Annotated in this window: 21 protein-coding genes and 1 tRNA gene; 4 read left to right on the top strand and 18 right to left on the bottom strand. The window is 70.6% G+C overall.

Features of this window, described 5'->3' with window-relative positions; genetic code table 11:
• Positions 1–29 precede the first annotated feature (29 nt).
• Together FB559_RS03825 and FB559_RS03830 are read right to left on the bottom strand one after the other, a co-directional pair.
• Positions 30–935 (bottom strand): helix-turn-helix domain-containing protein, encoded by a 906-nt coding sequence (locus FB559_RS03825; RefSeq protein ID WP_141953308.1) that lies wholly within the window; start codon positions 933–935, stop codon positions 30–32.
• A 68-nt stretch (positions 936–1,003) separates the two neighbouring features.
• Positions 1,004–1,240, bottom strand: a complete 237-nt coding sequence (locus tag FB559_RS03830; RefSeq protein ID WP_141961490.1) for a DUF397 domain-containing protein — start codon at positions 1,238–1,240, stop codon at positions 1,004–1,006.
• Positions 1,241–1,607: 367 nt separating this feature from the next.
• Here FB559_RS03830 and FB559_RS03835 point away from each other — a divergent pair, with 367 nt between their 5' ends.
• Positions 1,608–1,937, top strand: a complete 330-nt coding sequence (locus tag FB559_RS03835; protein ID WP_246121338.1) for an ATP-binding protein — start codon at positions 1,608–1,610, stop codon at positions 1,935–1,937.
• Here FB559_RS03835 and FB559_RS03840 read toward each other — a convergent pair.
• Positions 1,890–2,963, bottom strand: coding sequence for a DUF2332 domain-containing protein (locus tag FB559_RS03840; RefSeq protein ID WP_141953312.1), 1,074 nt, complete (start codon positions 2,961–2,963; stop codon positions 1,890–1,892). The two genes, FB559_RS03835 and FB559_RS03840, sit on opposite strands and share 48 nt — an antisense overlap.
• 95 nt (positions 2,964–3,058) lie before the next feature.
• Here FB559_RS03840 and FB559_RS03845 point away from each other — a divergent pair, with 95 nt between their 5' ends.
• The gene (locus FB559_RS03845; RefSeq protein WP_141953314.1) at positions 3,059–6,220 is read left to right on the top strand and encodes an AfsR/SARP family transcriptional regulator; all 3,162 of its coding nucleotides are present in this window, start codon (positions 3,059–3,061) and stop codon (positions 6,218–6,220) included.
• Between the two features lie 110 nt (positions 6,221–6,330).
• Here FB559_RS03845 and FB559_RS03850 read toward each other — a convergent pair.
• The 12 genes from FB559_RS03850 to FB559_RS03905 form a co-directional block, all read right to left on the bottom strand.
• Positions 6,331–6,403 (bottom strand) — tRNA-Glu (locus tag FB559_RS03850).
• A 250-nt stretch (positions 6,404–6,653) separates the two neighbouring features.
• Positions 6,654–7,442, bottom strand: coding sequence for an endonuclease/exonuclease/phosphatase family protein (locus FB559_RS03855; RefSeq protein ID WP_141953317.1), 789 nt, complete (start codon positions 7,440–7,442; stop codon positions 6,654–6,656).
• Between the two features lie 295 nt (positions 7,443–7,737).
• On the bottom strand, positions 7,738–7,860 hold the full coding sequence (locus tag FB559_RS46070; protein ID WP_281286220.1) for a hypothetical protein: 123 nt from the start codon (positions 7,858–7,860) through the stop codon (positions 7,738–7,740).
• Positions 7,861–7,862: 2 nt separating this feature from the next.
• A complete protein-coding gene (locus FB559_RS03865; RefSeq protein ID WP_141953319.1) occupies positions 7,863–8,423 on the bottom strand; it encodes a DUF6939 family protein in 561 nt (186 codons plus the stop codon).
• Positions 8,424–8,489: 66 nt separating this feature from the next.
• Entirely contained in the window at positions 8,490–10,088 is a 1,599-nt protein-coding gene (gene murJ / locus FB559_RS03870) for a murein biosynthesis integral membrane protein MurJ (RefSeq protein ID WP_246121339.1), read from the bottom strand.
• A gap of 245 nt (positions 10,089–10,333) precedes the next feature.
• Positions 10,334–10,972, bottom strand: a complete 639-nt coding sequence (locus FB559_RS03875; RefSeq protein ID WP_141953321.1) for a carboxymuconolactone decarboxylase family protein — start codon at positions 10,970–10,972, stop codon at positions 10,334–10,336.
• Between the two features lie 286 nt (positions 10,973–11,258).
• Positions 11,259–12,452 (bottom strand): damage-control phosphatase ARMT1 family protein, encoded by a 1,194-nt coding sequence (locus FB559_RS03880; RefSeq protein ID WP_246121340.1) that lies wholly within the window; start codon positions 12,450–12,452, stop codon positions 11,259–11,261.
• A gap of 14 nt (positions 12,453–12,466) precedes the next feature.
• Positions 12,467–14,632, bottom strand: a complete 2,166-nt coding sequence (locus FB559_RS03885; protein WP_141953324.1) for a xanthine dehydrogenase family protein molybdopterin-binding subunit — start codon at positions 14,630–14,632, stop codon at positions 12,467–12,469.
• A complete protein-coding gene (locus FB559_RS03890) occupies positions 14,629–15,621 on the bottom strand; it encodes an FAD binding domain-containing protein (protein ID WP_141953326.1) in 993 nt (330 codons plus the stop codon). The genes FB559_RS03885 and FB559_RS03890 overlap by 4 nt, the downstream gene beginning before the upstream one ends.
• Positions 15,618–16,163 carry a (2Fe-2S)-binding protein gene (locus tag FB559_RS03895; protein ID WP_141953328.1) on the bottom strand — a complete coding sequence of 182 codons (546 nt, stop codon included), beginning with the start codon at positions 16,161–16,163 and terminating at the stop codon, positions 15,618–15,620. Before FB559_RS03895 ends, FB559_RS03890 begins: the two co-directional genes overlap by 4 nt.
• A 286-nt stretch (positions 16,164–16,449) precedes the next feature.
• Positions 16,450–16,749: a hypothetical protein gene (locus FB559_RS03900; protein WP_141953331.1), complete on the bottom strand. Its 300-nt coding sequence runs from the start codon at positions 16,747–16,749 to the stop codon at positions 16,450–16,452.
• A gap of 913 nt (positions 16,750–17,662) precedes the next feature.
• Positions 17,663–19,063, bottom strand: coding sequence for a DHA2 family efflux MFS transporter permease subunit (locus FB559_RS03905; RefSeq protein WP_141953333.1), 1,401 nt, complete (start codon positions 19,061–19,063; stop codon positions 17,663–17,665).
• 87 nt (positions 19,064–19,150) lie between these two features.
• Between FB559_RS03905 and FB559_RS03910 the strand changes: the two genes are divergently transcribed.
• Positions 19,151–20,083, top strand: coding sequence for an RNA polymerase subunit sigma-70 (locus FB559_RS03910; RefSeq protein ID WP_185792028.1), 933 nt, complete (start codon positions 19,151–19,153; stop codon positions 20,081–20,083).
• On the opposite strand, the gene FB559_RS03915 is transcribed toward FB559_RS03910, so the two are convergent.
• From FB559_RS03915 to FB559_RS03925, 3 genes are all read right to left on the bottom strand, one after another.
• The gene (locus FB559_RS03915) at positions 20,080–20,517 is read right to left on the bottom strand and encodes a nuclear transport factor 2 family protein (protein WP_141953337.1); all 438 of its coding nucleotides are present in this window, start codon (positions 20,515–20,517) and stop codon (positions 20,080–20,082) included. The two genes, FB559_RS03910 and FB559_RS03915, sit on opposite strands and share 4 nt — an antisense overlap.
• 24 nt (positions 20,518–20,541) lie before the next feature.
• Positions 20,542–21,420, bottom strand: a complete 879-nt coding sequence (locus FB559_RS03920; RefSeq protein ID WP_141953339.1) for a TIGR03619 family F420-dependent LLM class oxidoreductase — start codon at positions 21,418–21,420, stop codon at positions 20,542–20,544.
• Between the two features lie 327 nt (positions 21,421–21,747).
• Positions 21,748–21,993: a hypothetical protein gene (locus tag FB559_RS03925; protein WP_141953341.1), complete on the bottom strand. Its 246-nt coding sequence runs from the start codon at positions 21,991–21,993 to the stop codon at positions 21,748–21,750.
• Between the two features lie 395 nt (positions 21,994–22,388).
• Here FB559_RS03925 and FB559_RS03930 point away from each other — a divergent pair, with 395 nt between their 5' ends.
• Positions 22,389–22,727, top strand: a complete 339-nt coding sequence (locus FB559_RS03930) for a hypothetical protein (protein WP_141953343.1) — start codon at positions 22,389–22,391, stop codon at positions 22,725–22,727.
• The last annotated feature ends 94 nt before the right edge of the window (positions 22,728–22,821 follow it).

Below are 22,821 nucleotides of genomic sequence, written 5' to 3' on the forward strand. Positions count from 1 at the left end.
ACCACGGCCGCGGGACTTCGAGACAGGCTCTAGGAATCGCCGAGGATGCGGGTAAGCGTGTCCTGGATCTCCGAGGCCGGCTCGGCATCGATACAGAGCCGCTCCATCACCATGTGGTAGTGGTCGACGTCCTCGCGCTTGTCGAGGTACAGCGCGCTGGTCAGCTGCTCGAGGTAGACCACGTCGGGCAGGTCGCGGTCGGCGAACCTCAGGATGCTGAACGGTCCCCCGGCCGCCGCGTGGCCGCCCCGCGCGAACGGCACGACCTGCAGCGTGACGTTCGGCAGCTCGGTCACCTCGAGCAGGTGCTCCAGCTGCCTGCGCATGACCCGCTTGCCGCCCAGTGGACGCCGCAGCACGGCCTCGTCCACCACCGCCCACAGGTGCGGCGGGTCGCCTGCCTCCAGCAGCGACTGCCGGCGCATACGCAGCCCCACACGCCGCTCCACCTCGTGTCCGGGGGCGGACGGGTGGCCGAGCAGGGTGACGGCGCGGGCGTAGTCCTCCGTCTGCAGGAGCCCGGGTACGAACTGGACCTCATACGTCCGGATGCGGGAGGCGGCCTCCTCGAGGCCGATGTAGATCTCGAACCAGTTGGGCAGGATGTCGGAGTAGCTGTGCCACCAGCCGGGTTCGTTCGCCCGGTCGGCGAGCGTCAGCATGCCCTTCTGCTCGTCGTCGTCGGTGACGCCGTAGAGGGTCAGCAGGTCGGCGACGTCGCGCCGGCGGCACCGTACGCGGCCCAGCTCCATGCGGCTGATCTTGGAGTGGGAAGCACGAATGGCGGCGCCGGCCTCCTCGCACGTGATCTGGCTCCGCTCCCGCAACCGGCGCAGCTGAGAGCCCAGCACGATGCGCAACACCGTCGGGCCACCACGGTGGTCACCGAAGATGTCGGTGGTGGCCGCCTCCCCGCCAGGCTGGGACCCGATCATGTGCTCCCCTAAGGACACTGGAATCGGCCCAGTGTCCCACTGGAGCCCTCAGATGCAAAGCGCTTGCCTCAAGCAAGCATGTGATCGAAGTCGCCGTCCTTGGCGCCCTTGATGAAGGCGTCGATCTCGGCTCGTGTGTAGAGCAGGGCGGGACCGTCCGGGAACCGCGAGTTACGTATCGCGATCTCACCGCACGGCAGCTCCGCCAACTCCACGCAGTTGCCACTCGGGTTGCTGACACGGCTCTTGAGCCAACTGGCCTCCTGCAGGTAGGTGGCCGATATTCCGTTGTAGGCCTGATACATCTCGCCCTCCAAGCCGTCGTTCGAGGACTGCCCGGCCGGTAACCGGTCGAGCCGCTCCCCCCGGGACAGCGCCACGCTCGTGCACTTGCACGTGCATTCGTGCGTGCAAGTGTGCTTGCATATGCACGACTTGAGGAGCAAGATAGCGGAACGACGCACCACGCGCCTTGCGACGATGACGACTCCCCCAGGGTTCGCAATGAACTTCCCGCCGCCGAGCGAGACCACCGGTATCCCCCTCAATGACCAGGGGTGGGATGACTGGCTCCGCCCTTTCGCCGATAACCCCCGGTCGAACGGGGATCGGCCCTTGGTCGCATCCAGGAACCTTCCCCCCGAGGTTGAATCGCCAGGAATTGCCCGAAATGTGACTAAAGCCACACTTGTCCGGTGGAGTCTGGGTGAGTTCTATGACGACGCCGCGGTGGTCGTCTCCGAACTCGTGACGAATGCCATCCGTTATGGACTCCGCCCGGGCGTCGGCTATCCGCTGCGGCTGGTCCTCGTACGCTACGAACGCCAGCTCGTGTGCATGGTCACCGATCCGGCCGACGCGGCTCCGACGATGAGAGAGCCCGACTGGATCACCGAGACCGGCCGCGGCCTGCACATCATCGAGGCGATGAGCCGCGCCTGGGGCTGGACCCCGCTACTGCAGGGCGGAAAGGCCGTCTGGGCGTCCTTCTCCATCATCTGAGTCCCCGGCGGGCGCCGAAAGCCACTCGGCGTGCCCGTCCCCGAACGCCAGCGCGCGGGCCCCACGGTCGCTGTGACGCAGCTCGAGGGTGAACCCCAGCTTGTCGGTGTCGCCCTCGTAGGACAGATGGAACAGCTCGTGGTCCCGGGCGATCTCCGCGATCGCCGCGTCGAACCCCTCCCGGCGCTCGTACGGCACGTGCAGCCGCGTCGCCGAGTGAAAGACCACCACCGGCATGCCGCGCGGCACCCCGGCCACCACCTCCGGAAGCACGGCGGCCATGTCTCCGGCGACGGTACGCGGCGGATCGGCCGCCACGACCCGCAGGGCCGCGTCCTGGAGCGCCGCCTGCGCGGTGTTCTCCGGCCAGATCAACCCGCGAAGCCACAGCCGTTCGTCGGGGTCGGTGGCGTCGATCGGGTTGAGGTCCACGCCCACCCGGTCCGCGATCACCGGAATCCGATCCAGGCCGGTCGGCGCGGGCCCCTCCCGCCACTCGGCCGACACGACCACGGGTGAGGACGGGTTCCCCCACGTACGCCCCGCCAGCTCGTACCGGTACTCGTCGAACCGCAGCTGCAGGCCCGCGCTGCAGCCGACCTCGATCAGCATCACCGGCTCGCTTGTCATCGACGCCACCGCCGCCATGCCGACGCGCAGTACGGCGGAGCGTTTCACGACGTTCGTCTGCACGAGGCGGTGGCGCATCAGGTCGACGATCTCGGCCCGCCGGCCCAGGCAGAAGTCGGTGAACGCCGGTCCCGGGTCACCGGTCGCCGTGCCGCCGAGCGAGCGGTACCAGGCCGCCAGCTCGTGTCCCCCGTCCCGCAGCAGCAGGTAGTGCACCGAGGCGAGCAGCAGGTTCGGGGGTAGCTGGCCGGCTCGGGCCTGTTCCGCGATGGCGAGCAGGCGGTCATCGCCCGCGACCACCTGGACGAGCCGCCCGTACAGCGGCGAAGTGGGGAAGAGAGGCGGTGAGGCCGCGAACATGCCGGCGAGCCCGAAGTCGTCCTTGGCTGTGCTCATGCCCTCGATCGTCGCAAGGACGGTCAACTACGGTCAACATTGATTTTAATCAATAGAGTGGCCCAGGATTTCCGGCATGCGCGACAATCAGCGCCATGTGGTTCGGCATTCTTGGCGCGACGGAGGTACGGTCCGCCGACGGCGGCGCCGTACCGGTCGGCGGACCACGCGTACGGTCGCTCCTCGCCCTCCTGCTGCTGAACGCCGGGCGGCTGGTCGCCACCGAACGACTGATCGACGGGCTGTACGGCGACGACCCGCCCGCCGGTGCCGCCAACGCCCTGCAGTCCCAGGTCTCCCGGCTGCGCCGCGGGCTCATGGACGCGGCTGACAGCGTGGAGTTCCACGCCGCCGGCTACCGGCTCGCCGTCGACCCGGACGACGTCGACGTCCACCGGTTCGAGCGTCTCACCAGGGACGGACGCCAGGCCCTGAACGCCGGCGACGCGTCACGCGCGTCCGCCCTGCTGCGGGAGGCGCTCGGCCTGTGGCGCGGACCGGCACTCGCCGACGTGACCGGGGCACCGTTCGCCGAGGCCCAGATCGCCCGGCTCGAAGAGCTGCGCGTCTCGGCCGTCGAGGACCGCGCCGAGGCCGAGCTGAAGCTGGGCGGCCACCGCGACCTCGTCCCCGAGCTGCGCGATCTCGTCGCGGCGAACCCTCTACGCGAGCGTGCGTACGGCCAGCTCATGCGGGCCCTGTACGCGGGAGGGCGGCAGGCCGAGGCCCTCACCGTCTTCGAGGACGCACGGCGGACCCTCGCCGAAGAACTCGGCACCGACCCCTCTCCCGAGCTCACCGCGGTGCATCTCGCCGTGCTGCGTGCCGAGCCCGCCCTTGCCGCGCCGGCCGAGACGCCGTACGCGGCCCCGGCCGGGCCCGCCAGGCTCCCGGCCCAGCTGACCAGCTTCGTGGGACGTGAGGAGGAGCTCCAGCGGATCGGCAAGCTGCTCGCCGCCGGTCGTCTCGTCACCCTTCTCGGCCCCGGTGGTGCCGGCAAGACCCGGCTGGCGATCGAGGCCGTGGGCCAGGAGCGGTGCGAGGTCTGCTTCGTCGACCTGGCCCCGGTCGAGGGTGTCTCCTCGCCCGACGCGATGCCCGTGGCCCAGGCGGTGATCGAATCCCTCGGCCTGCGGGAGTCCGGGCTGTTCGCGTCGGCGCCCGAGCTGCCCGACCCGGTCGGAAGGCTGGTCGCGGCCCTGTCCGAACGCCGGATCCTGCTCATCCTCGACAACTGCGAGCACGTCATCGAGGAGGCCGCCCGGCTCACGCATCGGCTCCTCGGCGCCTGTCCTCTCCTCCGCGTGCTCGCGACGAGCCGTGAGGCACTCGGCATCACCGGGGAGGCGCTGTGCCCGCTGCCGCCACTCGCGCTGCCCCCGCCCGCCACCGACGCCCCGGAGGCCCTCGGGTATCCGGCCGTACGCCTGTTCGCCGACCGGGCCACCGCCGTACGCCCCGGCCTGGACCCGGCCGCCGAGCTTCCGGCGATCCAGCGGATCTGTGCCGCGCTCGACGGGCTGCCGCTGGCCATCGAGCTGGCGGCCGCGCGGCTACGGTCGCTGACCGTCGAGGAGGTCGCGGCGCGCCTGGACGACCGGTTCCGGCTGCTGTCGCGCGGTGACCGTACGAAGGCGCCGCGGCACCGGACGCTTCGCGCCGTGGTCGAGTGGAGCTGGGACCTCCTCGGGGAGGACGAACAGAGGCTCGCCCGGCGGCTCACGGTCTTCGCCGGTGGCGCGACTCCGGAGGCCGCGGCGCGCGTGTGCGGGCTGCCCGACGTCGACGAGCTCCTCGCCGACCTCGTGGACAAGTCGCTCGTCGAGGACGCCGGCGGCCGCTACCGCATGCTGGACACGATCCGGGTGTTCTGCGCGGAGCGGCTGGCCGAGGCGGGTGAGGAGGAGTCCACGCACGCGGCGCACACCGCGTACTTCCTCGGTCTGGCCGAGACCGCCGAGTCCTACCTCCGGCGCGCCGAGCAGGTGGACTGGCTGGCCAGGCTGGGCGCCGACCATGGCAACCTCGTGGCCGCGCTGCGGTGGGCCGTGCGCGGCGACCAGGCGTCGGCGCTCCGGCTGCTCGCCGCGCTGTCGTCGTACTGGTGGCTGCGCGGCCTGCGCAGCGAAGGCGCCCCCATCGCCCTCGAGCTGCTCGACCTCATCGGACCCGAGCCGCTCGCGGGGATGGAGGAGGAGTACGTGCTCGCCATCATGATCGCCGTACACGGCGGATCCCAGGGACCGCGGACCCGCGACCACAAGCGGACCGTCGAGTCGATCCTGTCGGGCCTGGGTCCGGAGCATCCGCCGCTGCGGCCGATGGTGACCGTGCTCTGGGCGCTGATGACCGGCCCCTCCCACACGAACATCGAGCTGCAGGAGCGGCTCATGGGCCGGGATCCGTGGTCGCTGGCGCTCCGCCATCTCGGGTGGGGCTACATCCGCATATTCGGCGGCGACGTGACCGGCGCCGAGGCGGAGTTCGAGGCGGGCATCGTGGGCTTCCGCGCGATCGGCGACCGCTGGGGCCTCGCCGGACTGCTCGCGGCGCAGGCACGGCTCGCCGCCGGCCGCGGTGAGGACGACCGCTCACTCGCGCTGGCCGACGAGGCGTTCGAGCTGGTCCGGCAGCTCGGCGCGGTCGAGGACCTGGCGGACCTGCTGTGCCTGCGCGCCGAGGGGATGACGCGCTCCGGCGACTTCGCGCAGGCGCACGCCTGCTACGAGCGAGCCGCTGAGTTCGCCCGTACGTCGGGCGCGCCCGAGACGGTGGCACAGGTCCGGCGCGGCCTCGGCGAGCTGGCACGGACGAGGGGCGATCTGGCCGAGGCCCGGCGGTGCTACGAGAACGCGCTGAGCGCCTGCACGACGGAGTCGTTCGGCGTCATGGAGGTACGGGCGCACGTCCTCATCGGCCTCGGGCGGGTGGCCGAGGCCGAGGGCGACGCCGCCGGGGCCGCCTCCCGCTATCGCGAGGCGCTGACCGTCAGCCCCGGCGACCTGCGGGCCGCGGCGAGCGCCGTCGAGGGCATGGCCGGGGTTGCGTTGTTCGACGATGACGGAGAACGCGCCGCGCTGCTGCTCGGCGCCGGGCCCGCGCTGCGCGGCATGTCCGTGGCCGGTGATCCGGACGTGGCCCGCGCCTCCCGCCGGGCGCGGGAGCTGCTCGGGGACGCCGCGTACACGTCGGCCTATGACCGCGGTGCGGCGATGTCGCGCGAGGAGATCCTCACCCTCATGGCGCCCGGCCGGTGAGGGCGGTGCGTGGGGGCCGGTAGCGACGCCGGAACCGTCGTCTCGGTGAACGCGGGTGCGTTTATGACAAAAGGGCTGACCGCCTTTATAGCGATCAACCCTTTTCGATGTAGTCCCGACCGGATTTGAACCGGCGTTACCGCCTTGAGAGGGCGGCGTCCTAGGCCACTAGACGACGGGACCTCATGTGCCCGCTTGGTCTCCCTTGTGGGCGACGCCCAGCTTAGCGGACGTTCTCCCGTTGTACGAACCGGGTTCTTCGAACCCGGTACCTACAAGAGAAGCGGCCGCCTTCAGTGGATGCCAGGCGACCTGCCGGGATACCGGCGCCGCCAGCATACCGATGGACGACGTCGGCGCCAAACGAGGCGACCCGCGCTCTCCCGCCCGTTCACGCGGGTCATTTTCCGCGGCTTTGAGCCCGCGCGGACTCTTAGTACCGCAGATCGGCGAGGACGCCGTAGTGGTCCGAGGGCAGGACGCCGCCGACCGCCTCGGTCCCGATCACCTCGCAGTGGACGGGATGGCCGGCGCCGCCGCGGCGCGGCCACGCGGAGAACACGTGGTCGATCCGGCGGTCGGGCCACAGCGCCGGGGCGGCCCAGGGGTTGTCCCGAGCCCAGGTGTACCCGGGTCCGCCGGTGCCGGCGGTGTCCCACGCGTCGTAACAGACGAGCTCCGGCACTGCGGGAGCGGACTTCCCGGTGAGCATGCGGATCTCGTCGCTGTCGGGGTCGGCGTTGAAGTCGCCGCACACGATCGTCGGGTACCAGCGGCGCTGGAGGCTCGCGACGAACGCGGCCGCCTCGCGTACCTGCGCCTGACGCACCGCACTGTGCTCCAGCCGCCAGGTCAGCGCCACCAGGAAGACCTGTACCGGGCCTCGCGGGCCGGCGATCTGGGCGAACAGGACGGCACCGGTGGCGTCCTCGGGGCCGGCGAGCGGCCGCTGCTCGTGCCGTTCGATGGGCCAGCGGGACAGGACGGCCAGCCCGGAGTCCTCCTCACCGGCGAAGACCTGGTGCGGCATCCCGAGCCGTCGTCCCGGCTCGCCCCACGCCTCGACCAGCCCGACGATGTCCGGATCATGGCGTGCGAGGGTCTCCCGTATGGCGGTCTCCCGCTGCTCCCAGGGCCCGAATCGCGCCCAGACGTTCCACGAGACGAGCCGCAGCGTGGTCTCGATGAGAGGCCCGTACGGCTCGGCGATGTCGTACGCCATCCGCCGAAGATATACCCGGGCCTTACGCTCGGCCGAGCGCGTCGTAGCCGACGAAGGCGAACCTGGCGGCGCCCCCGGCCAGTGGCCACGACTCGCCGCCGAAACGGTGGGCCCCGACGCCGAAAGCCATGCTCGGGTCGGACAGCCATGATCGGTCGAAGCCGCGCTCCCGGAACCAGCCACGCTCCCCGAACCAGCCACGCTCCTCGAACCAGCCGCGCGCGTACGTCGTCGCGGCGAGGGTGGTCGGCGAGGACGCCGATCAGGTCACGGCCCTGCCCGGCGCACAGGCTGATCACCTGGATCCGGGCGGGCGGGCGTCCAGTACGAGCCGGATCCGCTCCTCGACGACCCGTAACCGCCGCGCGAGCTCCGAGCCCGGGCGGTCGTGGTCGTCGTGCCATGCCCGCCAGTCCATGCTCAGGACATCTCCTCAGGCCAGCGGCCGAGAATGTGGAGGCGGACCAGCGCCGCGTGGGAGAGCGGGGTGGCGAGGTCCGCGACGTCGCCGTTGGTGGTGTAGTCGAGCAGCACGACGTCCTGCTCCCCCGCGAGACCGCGCAGGTCCTCGACCAGGCCGGCGGTCCGGTGCTCCAGGACCCAGCGGTAGGCGGGCAGGTAGATGCGGCGCCGTGCGGTCTCGTACGGCAGCAGTCCCTCGCCGTACAGGCCGTCACGATGGCCGAGCACAGGACCGTATCTGCGCACCGTCCGCTTGAGCCCGGTCATGCCGGTGACGTCGAGCTTGGCGGGGTCGGTGCCGGCCGACTCGAAGACCTTGAGCGCCTGCCAGATGCCCTCGACGGACTGGGCGGTGACCCCGGCCGTGAGCGGGACGGGGATGCCGCCGTGCGGGTAGAACGGGCTCAGGCGTACCCAGGGCTCGTCCGCCTTGGAGGTCACGTCGATGATCCGCGCGCCGGGAAACTCCGTGACGAGCGTGGCCGCCGAGCGGCGGCGGCTCGCTATGTGGATCGGCATGCCGGCCCCCTTCTCATCCGGGGTCCAGCATGGTGGGCAGGGCCGACATTTTCTGCCGGGTACGCCTCAGCCGCCGGCGCGCAGGGCCGCTGTCAGGGCACGGAACTCTCCGATGCGGAGGCCGCGCGCCGCCAGGGCGTACAGGCATCCCCCGGTCAGGACCGCCGCGCAGACGATGATGAGGGAGCCGGTACGGCCCGTCCCCAGTGCCGGGCCGAGGACCCGTACGGTGCCGGCGGCGGCGAGCCCGGCGAGGACCGCGGCGGCCAGCATCCGGACATGGGCGCTGACCAGCCGGTGCCCGTCGACCCGGCCGAGCCGGCGGCGGAGCACCCAGACCGTGACGAGCATCCCGGCGGTGTAGGCGAGCGCCGAGGAGGCGGCGAGCGCGATGACCAGGTGCGGGCCGGGCGTGATCCGCGTGGCGGCCAGGCAGGCCGCGACGGTGACGGCGGAGACGCCGATGCCGAGCAGCGCCGGGACACGCGTGTCGCCGAGCGCGTAGAAGACCCGGAGCATGATCTGGTACCCGGCGAACGGCACCAGCGCGAACCCGTAGGCCGCGAGCACCGTCCCGGTCAGCCGGGCGGCGTCGGGCGAGGCGTTCCCGTACGCGAACAGCAGCGTGGTGAGCCGCGGCCCGAGCACGATGAGCGCGGCGGCGATCGGCACGAGCACGACGCCGGCCAGCCGCAGGCTCTGGGACAGGTCGGCGATGACCTTGGCGAGGTCACGCTCGGCCGCCGCCCGTGACATCCGGGGCAGCACGCCGGTGATGAGGCTGACCGCGATGACGGCGTACGGCAGCTGGAACAGGGTGTAGGCGTTGGAGTAGACACTGACGGCGCCGGCCCCGGCCTGCGAGGCGATCCGGGTGACCACGACGAAGACCGCCTGCGCGGCGACCACGGAGGTGAGCGTCCAGCCGGCCAGGACGGCGATCCTGCGCACCCCGATGCCCCGCGGATCGGCCCGCAGCCGCAGCCGGAACCCGGCCCGGCGGCTCGCGAGGGCGAGTACGGCCGTCTGCGCGGCGACCCCGGCGCTCGTACCGGCCGAGAGCATCAGCGTCTGGGCGTGCGTGAGACTCTCCATCTTCCCGGTCCCGCCGAGCAGCAGGAAGACGAGCGCGGTGGCGATGACGACGAGGTTGTTGGCCACGGGCGCCCACTGCGGCGACGCGAAACGGCCACGGGCGTTGAGCACCGCCGACAGGGTCGCGCTCACGCCGTAGAAGAGGATCTGGGGCATGAAGAACCGGGTGAAGACGATCGCCAGGTGGCGCTGCGGCGGGCTGAAGCCGGGGACGTAGAGGTCGACGATGAGGGGCGCGGCGATGATCGTCACGATCACCACCGCGGCGAGAGCGTAGACGACGAGCGACAGCAGCCGCTGGGCGAAGACGTCCCCGTCGACGTCGCCGTTGGTGGCCGTACGGATCAGCAGCGGCACGAGGACGCTGGCGAGCGCGCCGCCGAGGACGAGCTCGTAGATCGTGTTCGGGGTGACGTTGGCGGCGGTGTACGCGTCGAGGAGCCGCGTTCCCAGCCCGAGCGCGGCCACGAGCGCCAGCGTGCGGACGAACCCGGTCACCCGCGAGACGACGATCGCCACCACCATCGCCCGCCCACTCCGCAGCAGCCGCGGCTCCCCCACCTCCGACACGTCTCCTCCACAGGTTGATACGGAGCAGTATGTCCGATCCGGGGAGGCGGTCCGGGTGCCGAGGGGTGCCGGCCCGACGGCAGGCGCGCCGTCACGATCGTCCGGCGGGGAAGACTTTCATGAGCCGCTGCTCGGTATGCCTGACGGCTACACGGACGTCGCGATCCGTGCCCAGAGGCCGGCGGCGCCACGTACCGACCTCGTCTCGTACCCGGCCGGGCGAGGCCGGGTACGAGGCTCGTCCGTCAGGTCTGGTTCGCCCAGTAGTCCGCTGAGGCTCTCGTCTTCGCCGCGGCCTCCGCCGACTCGAAACCGGGGGCCATCGAGGCCGTCGTCTCTGCCATGTACTGGTGATGGTCGATGCCCAGCAGGCGGATCCAGCTCTGCTGGCCGAAGGTCAGAGCGACGAAGCACCCCAGCTCCACCAGTTCCGCATCCGAGAAGTGGCCGTGCAGGCGGTCCCAGAAGGCGTCGTCGGTCTCCAGGCGCCAGGCGATGGCCTCCGCGTAGGCGAGGGCGGCCTTCTGCCGTTCGTCGTACTTCGTCGAGGACTCGAAGTTCAGCAGGTCGTCGTACTGCTGCTCGCGCAGGCCCGCGGTCGTCGCCTTGATCGAGCGCTGGTTGCCGCAGAACTCGCACTTCACGGTGCGCGAGATGTACACCCGGCACAGTTCCTTGATGGCGTGGTCGCAGACGCCGCCGTGGAAGATCGCCTTCCATGAGTCGGCGAACGCCCAGAACGCGTTCGGGGCGTTCGCCCGGACCGCCGAGCTCTCCGGCCGGGGTGTGCCCTCACGGGCGCACCGGCGCATCTCCTCCCGCATCCGCTCGTCCATCGCCTCCAGCGGCACATAACCGATGCGCTGCCTGGCCGTTTCCTCCATGGTCGCTCCTCTGGCTCGTCGTGGGTGCGGGAGCGATCGGCCCTGCTCGAATGCCCAGCGTGAGGGCGCGTGATCGCCGTCGGTTACCGGTGCGGGGAGGTGCTGCAAACGACTGCATCGTCGCTGAGCATGCCCGATATGTCAATCATTGCGCCAAAGGGAAAACCGATTGCTCTCCGTGGCGAAAACACAGCGGAAACGAGCCGTCGGCCGTGCGCACGCCTGCGTACGATCGCGGCGAAGCGGTCGACCACGACCCGCAAACGATTGCAACAAAGGCCGCCGGTCAGAGTCGTACCTGGATCAGGCCGTGGGTGCCCTCGGTCCTCCAGCCGCGCCCGGAAGCGCCGAGCGAGGAGAGCCTCGCCGCGGAGATTCCGGTCACGACGTCGGACTTCAACGTGCGAAGAGCCGCCACCGGCCCGGGAAAGTACGCGGTGACCTCGGCGAAAGGCGTGGCCGGGTGCCAGGCGCGATCGCCGACGAGACGCCGGTAGTTCAGGTCGCCCTTCAGCACGGTGAGCGAGAAGGTGCGGAACTCCTCCGCCAGATCCGCCGGCATGCGGTGGAACGACCACGGCGCGCACGAGAACTCATGGGCGCGCAGGCGTAGGCGTCCCGCGCCGATCGCCTGAGACAGCCGGCGCGAAACGTCCGCGGCACGTCCCTCCGCGGCGGCGAGCCGGCGCAGGCAGGCGACCAGGTCGGCCGTTGTCGCGTCGGACACGTAGTACGGGCGCGGCTTCAGGTGCAGTGTCAACGTCGCGGCGAGCCCGGTCTCGAGCAGGTGGTCGGCCAGCAGCAGATCGGCGAGCAGCTCCCGGCCGGCGTTGTCGGTGACGACGCCGACGTGGTTCGGGCGGCCCGCCTCCAGCGCGTCCCAGAGCAGCGCGCTTTCGTCGGCCACCAGCCGATCGCCGGACCCGGGCGCGTCCGGAAGTCCGGTTGAGCCGAAGAGAAAACCCAGGTCGGCCTGGTTGCCCCACAGCGAGGCCGACAGGAGTGCCTGCCGCTCCGAGGTGGCGGCGAGCGCGGCGAGATCGGCGTCCACTCCCGGGCCGTGAAGTTCCGCGGTCTTCCAGTGATCGAACGGGTCGAGCCAGAACCAGGGGCCGGGCTCGAAGAACCCGACCGCCTCCAGCAGCCTCCGGTAGAAGTAGGACTCCCACCAGAGGAACGGCACGTCACCCCATGGCCGGCCGAAGTAGGCGGCGCCCCAGCGATCCCAGGCATCGCGGTCGTGCGCGCCCGAGCCGAGCGGCTTCATCGTGCTGGAGGTGATCTCCTCCAGCAACGAGTCCAGCGCCCGGCGTTGGGCGGGCCCGTACGGTCGCGTGTCACGGACCTGGGCGATAAGCGCGGGCGTACGGTCGTGCAGGACGCTCCAGCCGAAGCCGCCGGGATCGTCGCTGCCCAGCTCCGGCACGTCGAACGCCGGCGCCGCGGGCAGATCACCGGACTCCGGTCGCGGCCAGGGCACCGCCCCCACCTCCCTCAGGCGCCGCCCCCCGAGGCGGCACCGGCCATCAGCACCCGGTCGAGGCGGATCGGCAGGTGCCGCTGGCGTACGCCCGTCGCGTGCCAGACCGCATTGGCGATGGCCGCGGCGCCGCCGACGATGCCGATCTCGCCGAGGCCCTTGATCCCTGAGGGATTGTACGTGTCCGGGTCATCGACCCAGTCGGCCTCGATGACAGGGACGTCCGCGTTGGACGCGAAGTGGTAGGCCGCGAGGTCGGCGTTGGCCAGGCCGCCTGAGGCGACGTCCCTGACGCCCTCCTCGTGCAGCGCCATCGACAGCCCCCACGTCATCCCGCCGATGAGCTGGCTGCGCGCGGTCGTCGGGTTGACGACCCTGCCGACGGCGAAGACGCCGAGCATCCGGCGTACCCGCACCTCGCCGGTGGCCACATCCACCGCGACCTCGGCGAACTGAGCGCCGAAGCCCAGGCTCTCGCGCTGCTCCCGGCCGCCGACCAGCTCCGTCGTGTCCGCCCTGGCCATGATGCCCTCCGGCGGGATCGGGTCACCGGGCACGACCTTCTTGCTCAGCGCGACCGCCGCCTCGGTGATCGCCCAAGCCCAGGAGGTGGTGCCCATGGAGCCTCCCGCGAGGAACGCGGGTCCGAAGTCGCTGTCCGCGATCTTCATCCGGACCGATTCCTTGGGGACCGCGAGCGCGTCGGCCGCGATCAGGATGAGCGCCGTACGCGCTCCGGTCCCGATGTCGGCCGCCGCGATGCGTACGGTGAAGGTGCCGTCCGCCTCGGCCGTGATGGACGCCGTGGCCGGCGCGACGCCGGCGGAGTGGGCCGACGCGGCCATCCCGAGACCCAGCGCCCACCGCCCGTCGCGGCGCGTACCCGGCCGTGGGTCGCGGTCCGCCCACCCGAACCGGCGGGCTCCCTCCTCATAGCAGGCGATGATGTTCCGGCTGCTGAACGGCAGTCCGGACCCCGGCGCGACCGCGGGCTCGTTGCGGACGCGCAGCCGGATCGGGTCCTCGCCGCTCTTGTCCGCGAGCTCGTCCATCGCCGACTCCACGGCGAACGAACCGGGGGCCCAGCCCGGAGCGCGCATGAAGGACGGGGCGCCCACATCCAGAGGCACCACCTTGGTGCGAACACGCAAGGCGTCGGCACCGTACAGGGCGCGGCTGTGCCGCGTGCTCGCCTCCACGAACTGCTGGAGGGCCGAGGAGAGCGAGACCGACTCGTGGTCGAGCGCTCGCAGCCGCCCGTCCGCGTCCGCGCCCAGCCGGACCCGCTGCGCCGTCGCGGGCCGGTAGCCGACGAGGGAGAACATCTGCCGTCGCGTGAGCACGACCCGGACCGGCCGGTCGAGCTGAGTCGCGGCCATCACCGCGAGGATCAGGTGCGCGTTGAAGCCCTTGGACCCGAAGGCACCGCCTACGTGCTCCGACCGGACCCGTACCGAGTCCCCGTCGAGGGAGAACAGCGCGGCCAGCAGCTGCGCGACGGCGTGGGAACCCTGGTTCGAGTCGACGACCTCCAGCCGGCCGTCCTCCCACCGCGCCATCGCGGCGTGCGGCTCCATCGCGTTGTGGTACTGCTCGGGCGTGGTGTACTCCTCGTCGACCACCACCGCGGACGCGGCAAGCTCCGCTTCGACGTCGCCCCTCTCCACGTCCGGCTGCACGAAGCGGCTGGACTCCGGCGTGTACGCGCCGGGATGGCCGGCCGTGAACACCACGTCGTGCGGTTCCTCTTCATAGGTGACGACGAGCGCCTCGGCGGCGGCTCTGGCCTGCTCGGCGGTCTCCGCGACCACCAGCGCCACGGGCCAGCCCCGATAGGGCACGCGGTCGTCCTGTAGGAGCAGGGTGCTCGCGTCGGGTCCCATCAGGCCGACACCCGGCTTGAGGCGCGGCGCGTTCTCGTGGTGCAGGACGGCGAGGACGCCGGGCATCGCGAGCACGGGCTCGGCATCGATCGAACGGATTCGGCCACGGGCCACCGTCGAAAGCACCAGCCAGCCGTGCGCGAGCTCGGCGAACGGGATGTCCCCGGCGTAACGGGCCTGTCCGGTGACCTTGGCGATGCCCTCCACCCGGGTGTTCGCGGTGCCCACGGCGTCGTGCGTACGGGTGGGCGTGGTCTCGGTGGTGGTCGTACTCGCGGTCACGTCGAGCAAGGTCATCGGGTGGTCTCCTGGGTGAGCTCGGTCAGCACGTCCACGACCAGATTCCGGATCAGCGGCACCTTGTAACCGTTGTGGGGCAGGGGCCGGGCCGCGGCCAGTTCGGCGTCGGCCGCGGCGGCGTACGCCTCGGCGGTCGCCGGCCCGCCGATCAGCGCCCGCTCGGCCGCCCGCGCCCGCCACGGCCGGGACGCGACCGCCCCGAAGGCGAGCCGCACGTCACGTACGGTGCCGTCCTCGACGTCCAGGGCGGCCGCGATCGAACCGTTGGCGAACGCGTACGAGGCGCGCTCCCGTACCTTGCGATAACGGGACCGGGCCGCCACCGGGGCGGCCGGGATGGTGATCCCGGTGATCAGCGCGCCGGGCGGCAGCGCGGTCTCGCGGTGCGGGGTGTCGCCGACGGGCAGGTAGAAATCCGACAGGGGCAGTTCCTGGTCGCCGTCCAGCGTGTGGACCGAGACGACGGCGTCGAACGCGGTGAGCGCCACTCCCATGTCGGAGGGATGTGTGGCCACGCAGTGCTCGGACCAGCCGAAGATGGCGTGGTTGTGGTGCTCGCCCGCGAGTGCCGCGCAACCGCTGCCGGGCTCGCGCTTGTTGCACGGCTGGGTGATGTCGCCGAAGTAGCCGCAGCGGGTGCGCTGCAGGAGGTTCCCGCCGACGGTGGCCATGTTGCGCAACTGGCCGGACGCCCCCGCGAGCACCGCCTGGGCCAGGGCCGGGTAGCGGCGCCTCACCTCGGGGTCGGCGGCGAGGTCGCTGTTGGTCACGGTCGCGCCGATGCTGATGGCGCCGTCTCCCGCGACCTCGATCCGGTCGAGCGGCAGCCCGCGTACGTCGACGAGCAGGTCCGGGCTCTCCACACCGGCCTTCATGAGGTCGACGAGGTTGGTGCCCCCGCCGAGGAAGCGCGCCTCCTGGCCGGTCGCGAGCAGGGTGACCGCCTCGGACACGCCGGTAGCGCGCCGGTAGTCGAACTCCCTCATGCCGTCACCTGCTTCGCGGCCTCCGCCGCCTCCGTCACCGCGCGCACGATGGAGACGTACGCCCCGCAGCGGCACAGGTTGCCGCTCATGCGTTCTCGTATCTCCTCGTCGCCGACCTCCGGCGGCCCGGCCTCGGGCCGTACGTCGGCGGTGACGGCGCTCGGCCAGTCCGCCGCGAACTCCTCGATCACGGCGACCGCGGAGCAGATCTGGCCGGACGTGCAGTAGCCGCACTGGTAGCCGTCGAAGTCGAGGAACGCCTGCTGCACCGGGTGGAGCCGCTCACCGTCGGCCACACCCTCGATGGTGGTGACCTCGCGCCCCTCCACCGCGACCGCGAGCTGCAGGCAGGAGTTGGCGCGCCGGCCGTCGAGCAGAACGGTGCAGGCACCGCACTGACCCTGGTCACAGCCCTTCTTGGTGCCGGTCAGATCAAGCCGCTCCCGCAGGGCGTCGAGCAGGGTGGTGCGGTTGTCGACCGTGAGGGAGTGCGTCTCATCGTTGACACGGAGCGAGATCGTTGTCGATTTGGTGGAAGCCATTGAAGATCTCCTGAGAGCGGGATGCGGGGGGTGCGCGGCCGGTCGCCACCGTCATCATCAGGGCGGTCGGCGTGGTCATGCGCTCATCGGTGATCCTGTTGTCCGCACGGCAACCTGGCGTTGTGCCTGCGGCAACCGGAGACTCCTCCGCGATATTCACCCTAAACGGAGGATGCTCCGAATGGCAAATCGGTGCAGATGGGGCACTCCTTGAAGCGCCGCGGCCCGCCCGTGATGACACGGGCGGGCCGCGGCGGCCGCCTATCGCGGCCTGTTTCGCGTCGTCTTACCGGTGGAAGTGGTACGGCCCGCGGTTCCACCCACCGTGGTGCCACCGGTTCCAGCCGTAGTTGTAACCGGGGTAGTACGTGGTCGGCGGGTAGACCGCGACCGGCGGCGTGTAGTTGGTGCACCAACTCGGCGTGTAGACGCCGGGCACGATGTTGTAGCAGGGGTCGACCGGGTACGCGGTCGACGCGTGTGCTGGCTGGGCGGAGAGAAGGTCCGCCTCAGCGGAACCGCCGGACAGCATCACGCCCGCGGTTGCCGCTGCCAGGATTCCTGTTGCGGTGAGCTTCTTGAGCACTGATTTCCCCCTAAATCGTAACTCTCGTGGCCCGATCTCAGGGCCACGACGCAAGAGATATCCAGATACCGATCGGTGCGAACGGGGGCGCGCCAATGCGTGATCAATTCGTAATGCTAAGTGTCTGGTACGTGGGGGTGCGCGATAATTTTCCACCCCGACTTCGAACTCCGAAGCCGCAGCCAGGCACCCACGACTCGGAGACCGGCTCTTTCCCTCTCCGTACGGCCTTCGATGCTCACTTCGATCCCGGTGGCCGCCCTTACTCAATGTCCAGATAAAGCGCAGACCAGAGAAGCGTAATTGCACGGCCGCCCGGGCTTCGGCATGCGTCTCGCCGCCCGATGAGGCTGGAGTTCCACCACGGCTACGGACAGCTTCGTCCAGCGAGGCTCGCGAGCGCGGCTCGGGCGGCAGCCGAGGAGCGCCCCCTCTCCGTCGTCCACCCACGGCCGGCCCGGATGCCCGATACGGACCATGACGGTACGTACCGGGCATCCAGTGAGGCCATAGGTGGTGACCATCGGGCCATCGCTCAAGCCTTTGCAGTTACCCGAGCGCGCCACGGCACCGTTGGCCGCGTCGACGACTTGGTAGTAGATCGTCCCGAGTGGCCCTCCGGCGCTTCCGCACTGGATCTGAGACTGGATCCAATGCCCAGAGCTGTGCGCCGGGATCGTACCGCACGTCTTGTCGATACCAGAGACGCTGGGGTTGCAATTGATTTGGCTGTAAGCACCGTAGTTACTTACCCTTCACCATGTCGCGCGTTAACACGAACCTCCCCTTCCTCTCTTCTGAGAGAGCGATTCATCGCGCTCGCAATCCCGCATGGCCTTGCTGTGCGGTGTCGATGGCATTCAGGCTTATCCAAACCTCCTGCGCAAGCACCGTCCGCTCGGTGTAAAGCAGATCAGCGGCCCGGGGTGAGCACCGGCGCGGCGGCCGGGAGGACCGGGGTGGTCCGGCGGCCCGGGATGGCCAGTGCCCCCACCGCCCCGGCCAGCGACAGTGCGCCGCTGACCGCGATCGCCGGGGCGAACCCGTCGGTGAAGGCGGCCGGTCCCGCGTAGCTCCCGGCCCTGGTGAACACCAGGGCCAGCACCGCGACCCCGAACACTCCGCCCAGTTGCCGACCGGTGTTGAAGACCCCGGAGGCCTTGCCGATCTGCTCGGACGCGACCGCGTTGAGTACGGCGGTCTGGGCGGCGGGCATCGCCATGCTCACACCGGCGCCCGCGATGAGCATCGGCGCGACCATCTCCCAGTACGCCACCGACGGTGTCGCGACGAGCGCGAGCCAGCCCATCCCGGCAGCCTGCAAGGTCAGTCCGAGCGCGGCCAGCGGCCGGGCGCCGACCCGGTTCACCAGCCTCCCGGCCAACGGTGCCACGACGGTCACCGAGGCCGTCCAGGCCAGCAGGTGAAGCCCGGCCGCCAGTGGCGAATCGCCGCGCCCCGTCTGGAAGTACTGCGCCGCGAAGAACAGCGACCCGTAGAGCGAGGCGTACAAGAACACCCCGGCGGCGTTTCCCGCCACGAAGCCGCGAAGCCGGAACAGCCCCAGTGGCACCATCGGCCGCGCGGCGACCCGCTGCCAGGCCACGAAGGCCAGACCGCAGACCGCACCCGCGAGCAGCGTGCCCGTCACCTCGGCGCTGCCCCACCCGGCGGCGTGCGAGCGGACCAGGCCCCACACCAGCCCGAGCGCGGCGCCGGTCACCAGCACCAGCCCGCCGGCGTCCACCCGGCCTCCGGCACCACGGCTCTCCGGGATCCGGCGCAGCACCAGCGGGATGACGGCCAGGCCGATCGGCAGGTTGAGCCAGAAGATCCACTGCCAGGCGAGACCCTGGGTGACGGCGCCGCCCACCACCGGGCCGGCGACCACCGCGAGCCCGGTCAGCCCGGAGAAGAGCCCCAGGGCCTTCGGCCGGTCCCGCGGAGGATAGGCGGCGCTGAGCAACGCCATCGCCAGCGGCATCACGAGCGCCGCACCGGCACCCTGTACCGCCCGTGCCGCGATCAACCAGCCCACGCCCGGTGCGAGCGCGCAGGCCGCCGAGGCCGCGGTGAACAGGGCCAGCCCGGTCGTGAAGACCAGCCGCCGCCCGTACCGGTCGCCCAGCACGGCGCCGGTCATCAGCAGGACCGCGAAGCTCAGGCTGTAGGCGTTCACCGTCCACTCGAGTTGTTCGATCGAGGTGCCGAGATCCAGCCGGATCCGGCTCAGTGCCGTCGTCACGACGGTGGCGTCGAGCGCCACCATCACCGAGGCCGCCGAGGCGAGCCCCAGAACCCATTTTCTGTTCATGTGAGTACCGACCCGGGGTCCCCGCGCGATTGGCCGGGCCGGACCCGACGAATTCCGGCGGTCTGGCGTGTCCTTACAAGGGTGACCATGATCGAGCAGCCGCATGATGAGTTCGTCCGACTGACCGGGCCGTTCCGGCGTGAACTGCTGACCCACTGCTATCGGATGCTGGGGTCGGTGCAGGACGCCGAGGACCTCGTGCAGGAGACCTATCTGCGGGCCTGGCGGTCCTACCAGGGATTCGAGGGCCGCTCCTCGCTGCGCACCTGGCTCTACCGGATCGCCACCAACGCCTGCCTCAACGCGCTGCGGCACAGCGGCCACCGGGTGCTGCCGGCCGGGCTGGGCGGCCCGGCCACCGACCCGGCGGCGCTGGCCCCCCGCGATCCCGAGATCCCCTGGCTGGAGCCGATACCCGACGAGCAGGCCGACCCCGCGGCCATCGTGGCCGGACGGGCCGGGCTGCGGCTGGCCCTCATCGCCGCACTGCAGCACCTGCCCGTACAGCAGCGGACGGTGCTCATCCTGCGGGACGTCCTGGCCTGGCCGGCGGAGGAGGCCGCCGAGGTGCTCGGCATCACCCCGGCCGCGGTGCACAGCACGCTGCGGCGCGCCCGTGCGCGACTGGACCGGCTGGAACCGGCCATCGACGAGCTGACCGAACCCGCCGAGCGGGAGCAGCGCGACCTGCTCGACCGGTACGCCGACGCCTTCGAACGGGCCGACATCGCGGCACTGACCCGGCTGCTGACCGAGGACGCGGTCTGGCAGATGCCGCCCAACCCGTCATGGTTCGCCGGCCGCGACAGCGTCATCCGGCTGCTGACCGCCAGGCTGCGCGGCGCGCGTACCCGGATGGTTCCGGTCCGGGCCAACGGACAGGCGGGCTTCGCCATGTACCACGAAGGCAAGGCCTTCGCCGTCCAGGTCATCACGCTGCGCGGCCCGGCCATCGCCGCCGTCACGGCGTTCCACGACGCCGCCCTCGTACGGCGGTTCGGCCTGCCTCCCCAGATCTAGGGCCTGGTGAGGGTGGCCATCGCGCGATCCGGCTCCCAGTGGGCCCGCATCGAGGTGATCAGGCCGTCGTCGTCGACCGTGTAGATCGGCAGGCAGTCGACGGTCATGGTGGTGCCCGCGTCGTCCAGCGTGATGGTGATCGTGGTGACATTGGCGCAGCATGGGCCGTTGGCGAACGAGTCCCGGACGTCGAAGCGGTAGGCCTTCGCGGTGCCGATGAAGGAGTCCCAGAAACCGAGGATCCCTTCGTGGCCGCGATGCCCCTTGCCCTCCGGGTCGAGCATCGAGGGGCCGACGGGATCCTCGACCAGGGCGTCCGCTGTGAAGAGACTGATCCAGTCGTCCTTGCGGCCCTCGGCGACGGCGGCCATGGAGGCCTTCGCGGCGCGACGGGCGGGATGGTCGGAGTCGGGCGCGTCCCACGTGACCGTCATGGCGAAACAATAACCCGTTCTCGTTTAGCCGGAAACCTTCGCGATCACCGTCTCGGCGAAGCGTTCGAGGTTCTCGATCTTCGTAGCCAGCGGCTCGGTGTCGGATCCCTTGATATAGGGCCACCGGAATCCCACGATCGCGTCGGTGACGCCCTTGTCCTCGAGGCGCTTCACGCCGTCGGTGGTGTAGGCGTCGAGCGAGATGACATGCACCTCGAACGGGTCGCCGGCCCTGCCCTCCTCCTCGCGGATCCGCGCCAGCTTGGCCAGCATCGCGTCCAGTTCCTCGGGGTCGCCGCCGGCGTGCATCCATCCGTCGCCGCGTACGACGGACCGCCGCAGGGCGGCGTCGCTGTGACCGCCGACCAGGATGGGAATCGGCTCGGGCGGCGCGGGCGACATCTTCACCGCCGGGAGGTCGAAGAACTCGCCGTGGTACTCGAAGTACTCGCCGGTGCTGAGCCCGCGCACGATGTCGATGGCCTCGTCCATGCGCTTACCGCGCCGCTCCCACGGAACACCCATCACGGTGAAGTCCTCGGGCCAGGGGCTCAACCCCACGCCCAGGCCGAGCCGCCCCCCGTTCAGGGCCGCGATCGACATCGCCTGCTTGGCCACCAGCACCGGCGGGCGCACCGCGAGCTTGAGCACGAACGGCGTGAACCTGATCCGCTCGGTCACCGCACCGAGCGCCGCGATCAGCGTGAACGTCTCGATGAACGCCTTGTCCTCAAGGAACTCACGGTTGCCGTCGTCGGTGTAGGGATAGGTGGAGTCGGACTCCCTGGGGTAGATGAGCGAGTCCGCGACCGAGAAGCTCGCGTACCCGGCCGCCTCGGCCGCACGCGCGAGCGGCGCGTAGTAGGACGGGTCGGTCATGGCCTCGGCGTAGGTGAACCTCATGGAACCGCTCCAGACGTCGGCGACGGGCGACCAATACTAGAACGCGTTCCAGTCACATGCGAGGAAAGCGCCTCGCTCCTTCCCTGGTTGGCCGCTGTCGGCAGCGGATCGCCCGCAGTGCCGGAACGTGGCCTGATTCACAGCCGGCCGTCGGCGGAGCGCATAATCGGCGCTTTGGGCTTTCCCGCGCTTTAGGAGACATCGCCGAGCCATCAATGCGATCACGCGTTGTGCCTCCTGCCGAATCCACGCAGGGCCGTGGCCCGCCTGTGATGACAAGCGGGCCACGGCGTCCGGCCGTCGCGGCAGGAATTGAAATGTGCCGGCCTAGTGGTGGAAGTGGAACCGATGCCGGTTCCACCGGTCGTGGTGGTGCCACTGGCCCCAGGGGTTGCGATGGTGGTAACGGTGGTGCCACCGGCCCCAGCCGTCGTGGTGGCCGGGGTGGTACGCGGTCGGCGCGTGTTCTGCTTGGTTGAGGGAGATCTGGTCCGCGTTCGCGGCACCACCGAGCAGCATGAACCCTGCGGCCGCCGCCGCCACGATTCCCGTTGCGGTGAGTTTCTTGAGCACTGATTCCCCTTACGTCGCGGTTCTCTGTGGCCTAATCACAGGACCACGACGCCATCCGTATCCCGATGCTCATGAGCCATAGCCGAACTTGTCGACGCGTAATCGAATCGCAACTCTAAGTGTCCGGCGTACCGCCATTCGCGATAATATTCCGCCTACTCCCTGACAGCAGGCGCTTCCGCCGACGCCATGCAATTCCGCCGATCATTAATGGGCCTACCCGCCGAAATGTTGCGTGCGGCCCGGCATCGGTGGCACCGGACCAAGCCGCAGGCCCATGCCGCGTACCCCGCCCCACGGCAGATGATCAAGCGAGCCCGTCGCCCGGGCGCCGGATGACAGGGATCCCTCGTCCTGACCGTTCGCCTCGCGCGCTTCTCGTGCTGCTCTCGCTCATGACGTTGGCTCTCGCGGCCACTCTGGCGCTGCTCGGCGTGGTGGTGTGGACGCATCCGCCGGCCGCCGTATCCGCCCGGCGCAGTCCGCGGCCACCGACGGACGTGCAGGCCGCGCTGCGGCCGACCGATTCCGACGCCGCGGTTCTCGTACGCGAGAAGGCCGCACAGAGCATCGTCCGCGTCGTGGGATCGGCGGCGGAATGTGGGCGACCCTCCATCCAGGACACCGGTTTCGTGTACGCACCCGAGCGGGTGATGACCACCGGACGCCCACGCCGCCGGACCGCGTGCCCAGGCCTGAGACCCGGCGCAAGAGGGCTCGCCTGGATTCGGTAGTGACCGTGATCAAGGCCGCTCCAGCAGGCCTCTAGAGAGCGGGTTCAGGATGCTGTTCCCTATCCGTTCCCGAACGTGCCCGGGAATGACGAAA

It is taken from the genome of Actinoallomurus bryophytorum (genome assembly GCF_006716425.1).
In the GTDB taxonomy this organism is placed as follows: Bacteria; Actinomycetota; Actinomycetes; order Streptosporangiales; family Streptosporangiaceae; genus Actinoallomurus; species Actinoallomurus bryophytorum.